Genomic DNA, 13,115 nt, shown 5'->3' with positions numbered 1-13,115 from the left:
CCCCCCCCCCGCGGCAGCATCGACCGGAAAACTCGTGTGATCAACATCAGGCAAATCTTCCAGGCAATCACTGCCGTCACCGTAGCGCTGGCACTAGGCGTCAGCGCCGTTGCCGCGAAAGCGGCGACGTCTGCCGACGCGTCCGCATCGGCGGCGCGCGCGGCCGTGCTTGCCGCGTTCTGCGCGCAGGACGGCGACAAGGCCGCCGCACTTTCACGACTCGTCGAACGCGGCGTGTCGTCCGATGCGGGCGAACAGGCGTGGGCGACACAGATCGTCGACGCGATGCGCAACGGCGCACTCGTGTGCGGCGAGAACGGCCACGCGACGATCGCCGGCAATCCACCGCTCGATGCCGCAAGCATCGAGCCGGCAACCGGCGCAGCGTCGTCGGCTGATTTGCCTTACGTGCCTGGCATTCTGATGATGCGCAAGCTGGCCGTCGCGTCCGCGGAAATCAGCCTGTTTTCGCACGACGAGGACAAACGCGCATCGGCGGCTCGTCAGGTCGACAAGTTTTTCACGCTGCTCGATCCGGCCATCGTTGCGCGTGCAAGCAAACAGGAACACAACCCCGACATCGCCGCGACGCTGACGCTCGCGCTTGCCAAGCGCGGCCTGAACAGCGACGTCAAAGCCGACCGGCTCGCTGCAATCCGCGCGGTTGCGCAAGTGCCGAGCGAAACCGCACGCACCGCGCTCGCGAACCTGGCCGCACAGGATGCCGTGCGAAACGATCCCGATCTGCGCGCCGCGGTGCAAGCTGCGATTCACGACATCGATACGTGGCTCTCGTTCGGCAAGGCGCTGTCGATACTCTTCAGCGGGCTCAGCTACGCCGGCGTCTTGCTGCTGACCGCGCTCGGCCTCTCGATCGTGTTCGGCCTGATGGGCGTGATCAATCTCGCGCACGGCGAATTCATCATGATCGGCGCGTACGCGACGTGGCTCGTCGAACGCTTCATGCAGGCGCATCTTCCCGCGCTATTCGATGCATACATCTTCGTCTCGATTCCGGTCGCTTTCGTGGTGTGCGCGGTGTGCGGCATGCTGCTCGAATTCTGCGTGATCCGTTTCCTGTATCGCCGCCCGCTCGAAACGCTGCTCGCGACCTGGGCAGTCAGCATCGCGCTGATCAAGCTCGTGCAAGTGCTGTTTGGCTCGCAGAACCTCGAGTTCGTGACGCCGGCCTTTCTGAACGGCGGCGTGCAGGCCGCGCCCGGCTTCTTCGTCACCTATAACCGGCTCTTCGCGATCGGCCTCGCGCTGCTGATTTTTGTCGCCACGTTCGCGGTCATCCGGCTCACCAAGCTCGGTCTGCTGATGCGCGCGACCACACAGTTACGCGATATGGCGAAGTGTCTCGGCGTGCCCGCCGAACGCGTCGACCGTATCGCCTTCGGCCTCGGCGCGGGTCTCGCCGGTCTCGCCGGCGTCGTGCTTACGCAGATCGCCAGCGTGAATCCGTCGATGGGCACGGGCTTTGTCGTCGATTCGTTCATGGTGGTCGTGCTCGGCGGCGCCGGGAGTCTGGTCGGCACCGCGGTGTCGTCGCTCGCGCTTGGCGAGATCAACCAGTTCATCGAACCGTTCTATGGAGCGGTGGCCGCGAAGGTCGCGGTGTTGCTGCTGATCGTGCTGATCATCCAGAAACGGCCGCAAGGACTCTTTGTTTTGAAGACCCGCGTATGAACACATTCCCCGACCCTCACACCGCCTCGCGACGCTTCACGTTATCGGGTCTCGCCGCACGATGGATGGGACCGGCAACGGAAGCGTTCGTCGCGCCGGTGCTGATTCTCGTGGCGCTCTATTTGCCGTTCGCCTATTTCATCGTGCCCGAATCGAGCGCGCTGCATCTTTCGCTGTTCGGCATCAACCTGATCGGGCAGATCATGTGCTTTGCACTGCTTGCGCTGGCGCTCGATCTGGTATGGGGCTACGCGGGCATTCTGAGCCTCGGGCACGGCATCTTCTTCGGCATCGGCGGTTATCTGATGGCGATCTACCTGCTCAACGGCGCTTACGAGCAGACCCATGTGTTGCCCGACTTCATGCAATACATGGGCGCGCACGACTTCCCGAAGCTGTGGACCGTGCTCGCGAGGCTCGACGTCGCGGTGCTCGCCACGGTCGCGATCAGCGTCGTCGTGGCCGGCGTATTCGGTTTCGTCACGTTCCGCTCGCGGATCAACGGGGTCTATCTGTCGATCATCACGCAAGCGTTGACGTATGCGTTGATGCTGCTGTTATTCATCAACGACGTCGGCCTCGGCGGCAACAACGGCATGACCGGTTTCACGCGGCTCGCGGGTCACCCCGTCGCGGCCACGGGCACGCAGATCGGGCTGGCGGTCGCCTCATGCGTGCTGCTGGTGGTGGCGTACCTCGCGGTGCGCTATCTGACGCGTTCCGCGTTCGGCCGCGCGTTGATCGCGGTGCGCGACGACGAAGCGCGCATGCGCTTTCTCGGCTATCGCACGCATACGCTGAAGCTCGTCGCGTGGTGCCTCTCGGCGGTGCTTGCCGCGTTGGCCGGCATGCTGTACGTGCCGCAGGTCGGCATCGTCAATCCGACGATCGTATCGCCGCAACTGTCGGTCGAAATCGCGGTGTGGGTGGCGATCGGCGGGCGCGGCACGCTGGTCGGCGCGATCCTCGGCGCGATTCTCGTGAACGGCATCAAGTTCTGGCTTACCGCGGAATTGCCGGCCGTGTGGCCGTTCATCCTGGCAGGTGTCACGTTGCTGATCGTCGTGTGTTTCAGCCACGGCGTGTGGGGCACGTTCAAGGCGGCGATCGAGCCGCGCCAGGATGGACAGCGATGAGTCCGACACCGCAAACGGCGATCTACATCAGCGGCCTGTCCGTCACGTTCTCCGGTTTCGCCGCGATCACGAACCTGTCGATGGAATTTCGCTACGGGGAAATCCGCGCCATCATCGGGCCGAACGGCGCCGGTAAAACGACCCTGATGGATGTGATTACCGGCAAAACGCGGCCGGCCGCCGGCGAAGTGTTCCTCAACAAGACGACGAATCTCGCGGTACTCGATGAAACCGCGATCGCCCGTCTCGGCATCGGCCGCAAATTCCAGAAGCCCAGTGTATTCGAGGCGCTGTGCGTGCGCGAAAACCTCGAGCTCGCGATCCGCAACGGCCGCGGCTATGCGGATATGGTGCGCTCGCGTCTGACGCCGCGGCAGCACGCGCGTATCGACGAAGTGCTGGAGACGATCAATCTCGCGGCCGAAGGCGGGCGCATGGCGGGCACGCTGTCGCACGGGCAGAAGCAATGGCTCGAGATCGGCATGCTGCTCGTCGCCGACCCGCACGTGATCCTGCTCGACGAACCGGTGGCCGGCATGACCGATCACGAAACCTCGCGCACCGCGGAGCTGATCGCACGGCTCAAGGCGCCCGAACGCGCGGTGGTCGTGATCGAGCACGACATGGACTTTGTCGGCGAGATTGCCGATCTCGTCAGCGTGCTGCACGAAGGCAAGCTGCTCGGCGAGGGATCGATGGCGAGCGTGCGTGCGAATCCCGAAGTGATTCGCGTCTATCTGGGGCGCTGACCATGCTGACCATTTCATCGCTGAACCAGTACTACGGCAGCAGCCACACGCTGCGTGACGTCTCGCTCGACGTGGCGGACGGCGCCTGCACGGTGGTGCTCGGCCGCAACGGCGTCGGCAAGACGACGCTGCTCAAATGCCTCGTCGGCCTGTTGCCGGCGAAGGCCGGCGAGATTCGGCTGAACGGCCGTGAGATCACGCGTACGCCGTCGCACCGGCGCGTTGCCGCGGGCTTGGGCTATGTGCCGCAAGGCCGCGATATTTTCCCGCTCCTGAGCGTCGAGGAAAACCTGCGCATCGGCGCCTATGCGGGCGAGCGCAGCGTATCGCGCAACGGTAGGCAATTCACGTTCGCCGACGTGTTCCAGACGTTTCCCGTGCTCAAGGCAATGCGCCGGCGCATTGCAGGCAATCTCTCCGGCGGTCAGCAACAGCAGCTCGCGATCGGCCGCGCACTGCTGACGAACCCCACGCTGCTGATTCTCGACGAACCAACCGAAGGCATCCAGCCGTCGATCGTAATGGAGATCGAAGCGGTGATCCGTTCGTTGAAGGGTTCGCTGTCGATTCTGCTCGTCGAGCAGTTTTTCGATTTCGCGCAGGCGGTCGCCGACGACTACGTCGTGCTCGTGCGCGGACAGGTGGTGTCCGCCGGCCGCGGCGACGAGATGGAGGCGAACAACGTCAGGGCGCTGATCTCGGTATGAACATGTCGCTCACTTCCGATCAACCTCACAGGAACACACGTAGATGAACTGGCTTTCACAATCGATCATGTACACACGCGGCGTCGCGCGCGGTCAGGTCGGCACGACGCACGAACTGACCGAAGCGCGGCAGGGCACGTTTCACTACACGATGGGCCCGTATTCGGAGCCGGTATTGAACATCGCGCCGGGCGACCGTGTCGTCGTCGAAACGCGCGACGCATTCGACGGCAAGATCCGCACGGAAAAAGACCTGCCGAGCCAGCACCTGAAGGTGCCGTTCCTGAATCCGCAGAACGGTCCGATCATGATCGACGGCGCGGAGAAAGGCGACGTCGTCGCGGTGTACATCGAATCGATGCAACCGCGCGGCGACAATCCGCGCGGCACGTGCTGCCTGATTCCGCGTTTCGGCGCGCTGACGGGCACCGAATACACGGCCACATTGAACGAGCCGCTGCCCGAGATCACGCGCAAGATCGATCTTGACGAAGACGGCGTGTACTGGAGCAAGCGCATCAAGCTGCCGTACAAGCCGCATATCGGCACGTTGAGCCTGTCGCCGGAAATCGATTCGATCAATTCGCTGACGCCCGATAACCACGGCGGAAACATGGACGTGCCCGATATGGGTCCGGGCAGCATCACCTACCTGCCGGTGCGCTCGCCGGGCGCGCGACTCTTTATCGGCGATGCGCACGCATGCCAGGGCGATGGCGAAGTGTGCGGCACGGCGGTGGAGTTCTCGAGCACCACGACGATTCACGTCGATCTGATCAAAAGCTGGAAGATCGACTGGCCGCGCCTCGAAACCGACCGGCTGCTGATGACGATCGGCAGCGCGAGGCCGCTCGAGGACGCGACACGCATCGCGTATCACGAACTCGTGCGCTGGCTCGAACTCGAGTACGGATTCGACCGTTGGGATGCCTACATGATGCTGAGCCAATGCGGGAAGGTGCGTCTTGGCAACTTCGTCGATCCTAAGTATTCGGTGGGCGCGGCGATCGACAAGAAGTATCTCGCGCCCGCCGCCGACTAAAGGAGATCCGTTATGGATTTGAAACTCAACGGATTGAAAGCGATCGTCACGGGCGGCACGCGCGGCATCGGGCTCGCGATCGCGCAGGCCTTCGTCGACGAAGGCGCGGACGTCGCATTGTGCGCGCGCGATGGCGCGGCGGTCGAACGGACAGTGACCGACCTGGCCCAACGCGCTGCGGGAACCGTACGCGTGACCGGCTCGGCCGTCGACGTATCCGACGGCGCTGCGTTACGGGCGTGGACGAGTTCGGTCGCCGAGTATTTCGGCGGTCTCGACATCGTCGTCGCGAACGTCAGTGCCTTGTCGACCGCGGACGAACTTGAGTCGTGGCAAGCGGAATTCGAGACCGACATGATGGGCACGGTGAACCTCGTGCATGCGGCGATGCCGTTTCTCGAGGCAAGCAAAGCGCCTTCGATCGTCGGCATCTCCAGTGTGTCGGCGCGCGAGATCGATTTTGCGGCGGGGCCATACGGCACGTTCAAGGCGGCCGTCGTGCACTACCTGCAAGGGCTCGCTTATCAACTCGCCCCGAAGGGAATTCGTGCGAATACGGTGTCGCCGGGCAACACCTATTTCGCGGGCGGCCTGTGGGAGCACATCGAACGCAACGATCCGAAGCTGTTCGCGGATTCGCTTGCCTTGAATCCGACCGGCCGCATGGCGAAACCCGAGGAGATTGCGAATGCGGTGGTGTTTATCGCGAGCCCGGCGGCAAGTTTCGTCAGCGGGACCAACCTCGTGGTGGACGGTGCGCTGACGCGCGGGGTGCAGTTTTAGTACGCGGCAAACGGCTGGACTGAAACGGTATTAATCGAAACGATCATTACAAGGAGCCATACAACAATGAAACGCATCTCTTATGCGGCAACGGCAGCCGCATTGCTTCTGACGGCCCACGCGGCGTTCGCCGCGGACCCGATCAAGATCGGCGTACCGGTCGGCCTGAGCGGCGCGAACAGCGTCGTTGCCCCCTCGGTCGTGCAATCGGCGCAACTCGCAGTCGACGAAATCAACGCGAAAGGCGGTATTCTCGGCCGTCAGGTGAGCCTCGAAGTGGCCGACGACGGCAGCGGTGCCGCGGGCGCGCAAAAGGCCTTCGATTCGCTGATTTTCGACAAGAAGGTCAATGCGCTGATCTCGATGGAAACGAGCGCCGCGCGCAACGCCGGTTTGCCGATCGTCTCGCGCGGCAAGGTGCCGTTCATCTACACGTCGTTCTATGAAGGCCGCTCGTGTAACCGCTATATGTACGTCGACGCGTGGGTGCCCGACCAGCAGGTCGCACCGATCGTCGACTACTTCATGAAGCAGCAGCATGCCAAGACGTTCTTTCTGATCGGCAGCGACTACGCATTCGGCCGCGGCATGCTCGACTTTACGAAGAGCTACATCGAGAAGAAGGGCGGCAAGGTGGTCGGCAACGAATATCTGCCGATGGACGGCTCGGACTGGACGTCGATCATCAGCAAGCTGCAGGCGGCGAAACCCGACGCGATCATCACCTCGACGGCCGGCGGCGCGCCGAACGTCACGCTGACGAAACAGCTGCGCGCAGCCGGCGTGAAGCTGCCGTACGGCAATCTCGCCGTCGACGAAGGCACGGCAAAAAGCATGGGCGCCGACGCGGAAGGCATCTATATTTCCGGCTCGTACGTGACGAACATCGACACGCCTGCCAATCATCAATTTCTCGCGGCGATGCAAAAGCGCTTCGGCGCCGATCTGAAGACGCCGAACGATCTGTCGGTGCCCGAATACGAAGCGATCTATCTGTACAAGGCCGCGGTCGAAAAAGCCGGCACCGTCGATACCGCGAAGGTGATACCCGCGCTTGCGCAGGTTTCGTTCGACGGTCCGCGCGGCAAGATCCAGATGGACAAGGAGCGCCATACGCCGCTGACGATGTATCTGGGCCAGGTGCAGGCGGACGGTTCGGTGAAGGTGATCCAGTCGTTCAACAACGTCGATCCGGGCGCGCAGTGCCCGGCGCTCAAGTAAGCGCAGCGAGGCGACCGCGATGTTGAACCTGGGCCTCGATATCGTCACGACGGCAGCGATCCTGTTTATCGTATCGACCGGATTGCTGCTCGTATTCGGCGTGATGAAAATCATCAACTTCTCGCACGGCGCATTCCTGACGACAGGCGGTTACGCGAGCGTGATCGTCGCACAGGCGGGGCTCGGCTGGTGGTGGAGCATTCCCTGTTCGCTCGCGATCGGCTTTGTGCTCGGCATGGCGGTCGAACGCTTTATCGTGCGGCCGCTCTATGCGCGTCCGCTCGATGCGATTCTCGCGACGTGGGGCCTCGGCATTATCGTCGGCCAGTTGATCACGCTCGCGTTCGGGCGCGGCGTGCAGATGGTCGCGAGCCCGCTGACCGGTGCGGTTCACTGGCTCGGCGCGCAGTACTCGGCGTACCGGCTCGTGCTCGTCGGCGTCGCATTGGTCATCGCGCTCGCGCTTGGCTGGCTGCTCAACGGCACGCGCCTCGGCCTGCAAACACGCGCGGTCATTATGAACGAGGCGCTCGCGCGCGGTCTGGGCATCAGCAGCGCGCGCGTGCGTTTTATCACGTTCTGCACGGGCGCCGCGCTTGCTTCGCTGGCCGGCTGCCTGATCACGCCGCTCGCGAGCGTCGATCCGAATATGGGCGTCGCGTGGGTGGTCGGCGCCTTCATGCTCGTCCTGGTGGCGGGCGCGTCGCTCGTCAATCTTGCGGTGGCAAGCACGGTGCTCGGCGGCGCGCAGGTGCTCGTCAGCACATATGTCAATCCGGTGCTCGGCGGCCTGACGATCGCGGTGCTCGCCGCATTACTGTTGCGTATCCGGCCGGAGGGTTTTGCTCGTGGCTGATCCTGTTTCGACCATGCCGTTGCGCGTGCCGGTCGCGCCGGCGTGGCGCATGCCGCTCGCCGTGGGCGTCGTCGCGCTCGCGGTGCTGGCGGTGGGCAGCGTCGTGCTGCCTACCTTTCTTGTCAACAACCTGATCCGCTCGTTTCTGTATGCGGCGCTCGCGTTGACTGTCGATCTGCTGTGGGGTTACACAGGCATCCTGACGTTCGGACAGTCGGCGTTCTTCGGTATCGGCGCCTATGCGGCGGGGCTTGTCTTCGTGCACGCCGGCTATTCGCCGCTGCTCGCCGCCGGCGCGCTTGCCGCCGGGCTCGTTGCCGCGTGGCTCGTGTCGCGCGCGATCGGCTGGCTCGCGTTTTACCACGGCGCATCGCCGCTCTACGCGTCGGTCGTCACGCTGGTGTTGCCGATCGTGCTCGTGCAGGCGATCTATTCGGGCGGCGAGTTCACCGGCTCGAGCAGCGGGCTGTCGGGCTTCGACAGCATCGATCTGCCGCTCGAAGCGTGGTTCTTTATCGCCGGTACATTCCTCACGGTGCTGGCGGTGATCGCGTGGCTCTTCGTACGCAGCGACGCAGGCCGGCTGCTCGTCGCGATTCGCGAGAACGAGTCGCGCTGCGAGTATCTCGGCATCGACGTGTCGCGCTACAAGTCTCGGCTGATGGACACCTGCGCGCTTGTCGCGGCCTTCGCGGGCTTTCTGTTCGCCTGCGTGCAGATGGTCGTCGCGCCCGAGTATGCGGGCTTCGTGTTCGGCACCGAACTCGTGATCTGGGTCGCGCTCGGCGGACGCGGTTCGCTGCTGGGTCCGATCGTCGGCGCGCTGCTGATCGATACGGGCAGCGCGTATCTGAGCGGCGACCTGCCATATATCTGGACGCTGCTGATCGGCATCGCGTTCGTCGTCGTGATCGTCGCGATGCCGCGCGGGCTGGCGCCGCTGGTCGCCGATGGCGTGCGCCGCGCGCTGCCGCGCCGGAAAGGCCCCGCGCCGGTTGCCGTCACGTTTGTCGCGGCGCCCGCACGCGAGCGCGATGACGCGACCGACGGAACGCCGCGTCCCGCGCTATCGCTGCGCGGCATACACAAGCATTTCGGCAGTCTCAAGGTGCTCGACGGCATCAGCTTCGATGCGCATGCCGGCGAACTGCTGAGCCTGATCGGACCAAACGGCGCCGGCAAAAGCACGCTGATGCGCTGCATCGCCGACGGCGCGCAGCGCTCCGGCGGCACCGTCGAAATCGGCGGCGCCGAGATCCGGCGGCTTGCGCCATACGACTGCGTGGCGCTCGGTGTCGGACGCAAATTCCAGACGGCGACCGTATTCGATTCGCTGAGCGTTGCCGAAGCATTGCGGATCGCGCGCTATCGCGTGGCGCGGCCATCGAAATGGCAGCGCGCGACGACGCTTGAATTACCTCAGCCCGCGCTCGACGTGCTGCGGCTCACCGGCCTCGATCGCATTCCGGAGCGGCCGTGCCGCTATCTGTCGCACGGCCAGAAGCAGGCGCTCGAGCTCGCGATGGTGCTCGCGCTCGAGCCGCGCACGGTGCTGCTCGACGAACCGACCGCGGGCCTCACGAAGCAGGAACGCACGCAGATCGGCTCGATCTTCGTATCGCTCGCGACGCGCTACCGGATGTGCCTGCTGCTCGTCGAGCACGACCTCGATTTCGTGCGGCAGATCAGCTCGCGCATCGTCGTGCTGCATCAAGGGCGCATCGTGATGGATGGCGGCGTCGACGAGGTCGTGAACTCCGACCTCGTGCGCGCCGTGTATGCGGGCGAATCGCATACGGGAACGGCCAGCACGGAGGACGGCGCATGAGCACGCCAGCGGCAATCGAGATCGGCGCGCTGCAAAGCGGCTACGGCGAAGCGATGGTGCTCAAGGGCATCGACCTCACGCTCGCGCGCGGCGAGGTCGTCGCGATCATGGGCAAGAACGGCATGGGCAAATCGACGCTGCTGAAAACGCTGATGGGCTATATCCGCCCGAAGAGCGGCGATATCGCGCTGTTCGGCGAGCGCATCGCGGGCCTGCCGCCGAACCGCATCGCGCGGCGCGACGTCGCGTATATCCCGCAGGAACAGGCGCTGTTTCAGGATCTGTCCGTCGAAGAAAACCTGAAGCTCGCACTCGCGCGCGACCGCGATTTCAAGCCGCTTTTTGCGCGTATCGAAGACCTGTTCCCGTTTCTGAAGCAGCGTTTGCGGCAGAAGGCGGGCACCTTGTCGGGCGGCGAGCAGAAGATGTTGCTCGTCGCGCGCGCACTGATCCGCGAACCGAAGCTGATTCTGATCGACGAAATCACCGAGGGCATGCAGCCTTCGGTGATCGAACGGCTGGTCGGCATTCTGACGCGCGAGCGCGATCGCTCCGGCACATCGATGCTGCTCGTCGAACAGCATGTGCACTTTGCGTTTGCCGTCGCGAATCGCTATGCGGTGCTCGAACTCGGCGAGATTCCAGCCGCGGGTTCGACAGCGGACCCGGCGGCGCACGAAACCGTGGCACGTTTTTTATCGCTTTAGCTTTGTTACCGCACCAGCTTTTTTCCGCATTAGCCACGGAGACTGTTTTTCATGACATTTTCGATTGTCGCGCGCTGCCCGACGAGCGGTGCGCTCGGCGTAGCGGTCAGTACCGCGGTGCCGGCCGTCGGCGCAATGTGTATCTATGCGCGCGCGGGCGTCGGCGCGGTGTCGACGCAATCGTGGGTGAATCCGTATCTCGCGCTGAGCGCGCTCGAACTGCTCGAACGCGGCGCCGACGCGGAGAGTGCGCTGGCGCAGGCGCTCGGCGGTGATCCGGCCGCCGATTTGCGGCAGATCGGCCTGATTGGCGGGCGCGGGCACGGCGCGGCATGGACCGGTGCGCAATGCACGGGCTGGGCCGGGCAGCGCACCGGTGCGGCGTATGCGATTCAGGGCAACATGCTGGTCGGCGCCGCCACCCTCGATGCGATGCAGGCCGCGTTCGAAGCGACCCCGGATCTCGCGCTCGAGGAACGCCTGATGCAGGCGCTCGAAGCCGGGCAGGCCGCCGGCGGCGATCTGCGCGGCCGCCAGTCGGCGGCGCTCAAGGTCATGCGCGATGAAGCCTATGCATGGGTCGATTTGCGCGTCGACGAACATCAGAACCCGGTGCCCGAACTGCGGCGCGTATTCGAGCTCGCGCGACACCAGCTCGTGCCGTTCGTCGAAGGCATGCCGACGCGCGACGATCCCGGCCGGGCGCCGCCACCGGCAGTGACGCGGATGCTGCTGACACCGCCGCCGTCCCGGCCGGGCGCGACGCGGCACGCGCAGGGCACGGCGGATGAACGCGTCGATGAACTCGCGCGCTGGATCGGCGTCGACTTCGCGGACAATCGCATTGCACACAATCTGTCGGTATACCGAACGATACTCACCGAGATCGACAAGCTGCGCACGCTCGACCTGGCGGAGCGTCATCCGGCGATCGTGTTCGACCTGACGCGCGTTTCCCGCCCAGCCGGGCGCGCCGCCGGGGAGCGCCCATGAGCGACGTCGACGATCTGACTTCACTTGCGGCACGCATTGCCGACGGCGGCATCTCCCCCGTCGATGTGATCGATACACTGCTCACCGGTATCGAAGCCCTCGACACCGACGTGCTCGCCTACGAATGCCTGAACCCGCATGTCCGCGCGGACGCACTGCGCTGTGCGGAGGAAATCGCGCGCGGCGAGCGGCGCGGACCGCTGCATGGCGTGCCGATCGCGGTCAAGGACAACTACCTGACAGCCGATATGCCGACCACCGCGGGCAGCCGCGCGCCCGGCTATGCGTTCCCCAACGAGGACTCGGCCGCCGTCGCGCGTCTGCGCGCGGCGGGTGCGGTGCTGATCGGCAAGACCCGCACGCACGAATTCGCGTGGGGCACCGAGACGCCGCCGACGCGCAACCCATGGGATCTGTCGCGCATCCCCGGCGGCTCGAGCGGCGGCTCCGGCGCCGCGCTTGCGGCAGGCCTCGCGTTCGGCGCGCTCGGCTCGGACACCGGCGGCTCGATCCGCATTCCGGCGAGCCTGTGCGGTGTGGTCGGCCTCAAGCCGACCTTCGGCCGCGTGAGCCGCGCCGGCATCGTGCCGCATAGCTGGTCGCTCGATCATGCGGGGCCGCTGGCCTTGTCGGTGCGCGACGCCGCGTTGCTGCTCAACGTGCTGGCCGGTTTCGACGCGCGCGACGCCGGCAGCGCCGACCTGCCCGTGCCCGACTTTACCGCGCAGCTCGATGCGGGCGTGGCGGGCTTGCGCATCGGCGTGTGCCGCAATCATTTTTTTGGCGCGAACGAAGTCGATGTCGAAGCGCTCGTCGAGAACGCGATCGCCGATCTCGCCGCGCTCGGCGCGCAGATCGTCGATTTCGAAGTGCCGAATCTGCAATACGGCCTCGGCGCGATCTATGCGATCGAGCTCGCGTCGTCGAGTGCTTATCACGACCGCGGCCTGCAACGGGGCGCGACAGCCGCGATGAACGACGACGTGCGCACGCTCGTCGAAATCGGCCGCATGGTGACGGCCGCCGACTACCTGAAGGCAGAGCAGTTGCGCACCTTGCTGATTGAAGACTTCAACGCGGTGTTCGAGCGCGTCGATGCGATCGTCACGCCGACGTCGCCGGTGACCGCATGGTGTCGCGGCCAGGCGTCGGTGAGTACCGGCGGACTCGAGGAAAGTCCGCTGGCGGCGTCGTGGCGGCTCACGTATCCGTTCAATCTGACCGGCTTGCCGGCGCTGTCGCTGCCGTGCGGTTTCGATGCGCGCGAATTGCCGGTTGGCCTGCAGATCGTCGGCAAGGCATTCGACGAGGCCACCGTGCTGCGCGTGGCGCAAGCCTATGAAAACGTGCATCGCTGGAACACGATGCGCTCGCCGATCGCAAGGAGTGTTATTCGATGAC

At 64.8% G+C, this 13,115-nt stretch carries 12 protein-coding genes; all 12 read left to right on the top strand.

The window, feature by feature from the left end; genetic code table 11:
* The coding region (gene urtB / locus ACYPXD_RS28285; protein WP_459719337.1) for an urea ABC transporter permease subunit UrtB at positions 1-1,692 on the top strand (1,692 nt) is incomplete at its 5' end.
* On the top strand, positions 1,689-2,828 hold the full coding sequence (gene urtC, locus ACYPXD_RS28280) for an urea ABC transporter permease subunit UrtC (RefSeq protein WP_459719335.1): 1,140 nt from the start codon (positions 1,689-1,691) through the stop codon (positions 2,826-2,828). The genes urtB and urtC, both read left to right, overlap by 4 nt.
* On the top strand, positions 2,825-3,577 hold the full coding sequence (gene urtD, locus ACYPXD_RS28275) for an urea ABC transporter ATP-binding protein UrtD (RefSeq protein WP_459719333.1): 753 nt from the start codon (positions 2,825-2,827) through the stop codon (positions 3,575-3,577). The genes urtC and urtD overlap by 4 nt, the downstream gene beginning before the upstream one ends.
* Before the next feature lie 2 nt (positions 3,578-3,579).
* Positions 3,580-4,284, top strand: a complete 705-nt coding sequence (gene urtE / locus ACYPXD_RS28270; RefSeq protein WP_459719330.1) for an urea ABC transporter ATP-binding subunit UrtE — start codon at positions 3,580-3,582, stop codon at positions 4,282-4,284.
* Positions 4,285-4,327: 43 nt separating this feature from the next.
* The gene (locus ACYPXD_RS28265) at positions 4,328-5,326 is read left to right on the top strand and encodes an acetamidase/formamidase family protein (RefSeq protein ID WP_459719328.1); all 999 of its coding nucleotides are present in this window, start codon (positions 4,328-4,330) and stop codon (positions 5,324-5,326) included.
* A gap of 12 nt (positions 5,327-5,338) precedes the next feature.
* Positions 5,339-6,109: an SDR family NAD(P)-dependent oxidoreductase gene (locus ACYPXD_RS28260; protein ID WP_459719326.1), complete on the top strand. Its 771-nt coding sequence runs from the start codon at positions 5,339-5,341 to the stop codon at positions 6,107-6,109.
* 66 nt (positions 6,110-6,175) lie between these two features.
* A complete protein-coding gene (locus ACYPXD_RS28255) occupies positions 6,176-7,330 on the top strand; it encodes a substrate-binding protein (protein WP_459719323.1) in 1,155 nt (384 codons plus the stop codon).
* A gap of 22 nt (positions 7,331-7,352) precedes the next feature.
* Complete coding sequence (locus ACYPXD_RS28250; protein WP_459719692.1) at positions 7,353-8,186, top strand: branched-chain amino acid ABC transporter permease; 834 nt, start codon at positions 7,353-7,355, stop codon at positions 8,184-8,186.
* A complete protein-coding gene (locus tag ACYPXD_RS28245; RefSeq protein WP_459719320.1) occupies positions 8,179-10,014 on the top strand; it encodes a branched-chain amino acid ABC transporter ATP-binding protein/permease in 1,836 nt (611 codons plus the stop codon). Before ACYPXD_RS28250 ends, ACYPXD_RS28245 begins: the two co-directional genes overlap by 8 nt.
* The gene (locus ACYPXD_RS28240; protein WP_459719318.1) at positions 10,011-10,721 is read left to right on the top strand and encodes an ABC transporter ATP-binding protein; all 711 of its coding nucleotides are present in this window, start codon (positions 10,011-10,013) and stop codon (positions 10,719-10,721) included. The genes ACYPXD_RS28245 and ACYPXD_RS28240 overlap by 4 nt, the downstream gene beginning before the upstream one ends.
* Before the next feature lie 51 nt (positions 10,722-10,772).
* Complete coding sequence (locus ACYPXD_RS28235) at positions 10,773-11,714, top strand: DUF1028 domain-containing protein (RefSeq protein WP_459719316.1); 942 nt, start codon at positions 10,773-10,775, stop codon at positions 11,712-11,714.
* A complete protein-coding gene (locus ACYPXD_RS28230; RefSeq protein ID WP_459719314.1) occupies positions 11,711-13,114 on the top strand; it encodes an amidase in 1,404 nt (467 codons plus the stop codon). Before ACYPXD_RS28235 ends, ACYPXD_RS28230 begins: the two co-directional genes overlap by 4 nt.
* Position 13,115: the final 1 nt, after the last annotated feature.

It is taken from the genome of Paraburkholderia sp. 2C (assembly GCF_054589215.1).
This window is presented reverse-complemented; position numbering and strand designations above follow the sequence as displayed.

What these genes read in the sequence shown, in the direction of transcription:
- ACYPXD_RS28265 (WP_459719328.1), top strand. Translation starts at nt 4,328, where the DNA reads ATGAACTGGCTTTCACAATCGATCATGTACACACGCGGCGTCGCGCGC.
- ACYPXD_RS28255 (WP_459719323.1), top strand. Translation starts at nt 6,176, where the DNA reads ATGAAACGCATCTCTTATGCGGCAACGGCAGCCGCATTGCTTCTGACG.
- urtE (WP_459719330.1), top strand. Translation starts at nt 3,580, where the DNA reads ATGCTGACCATTTCATCGCTGAACCAGTACTACGGCAGCAGCCACACG.
- ACYPXD_RS28235 (WP_459719316.1), top strand. Translation starts at nt 10,773, where the DNA reads ATGACATTTTCGATTGTCGCGCGCTGCCCGACGAGCGGTGCGCTCGGC.
- urtD (WP_459719333.1), top strand. Translation starts at nt 2,825, where the DNA reads ATGAGTCCGACACCGCAAACGGCGATCTACATCAGCGGCCTGTCCGTC.
- ACYPXD_RS28230 (WP_459719314.1), top strand. Translation starts at nt 11,711, where the DNA reads ATGAGCGACGTCGACGATCTGACTTCACTTGCGGCACGCATTGCCGAC.
- urtC (WP_459719335.1), top strand. Translation starts at nt 1,689, where the DNA reads ATGAACACATTCCCCGACCCTCACACCGCCTCGCGACGCTTCACGTTA.
- ACYPXD_RS28260 (WP_459719326.1), top strand. Translation starts at nt 5,339, where the DNA reads ATGGATTTGAAACTCAACGGATTGAAAGCGATCGTCACGGGCGGCACG.
- ACYPXD_RS28240 (WP_459719318.1), top strand. Translation starts at nt 10,011, where the DNA reads ATGAGCACGCCAGCGGCAATCGAGATCGGCGCGCTGCAAAGCGGCTAC.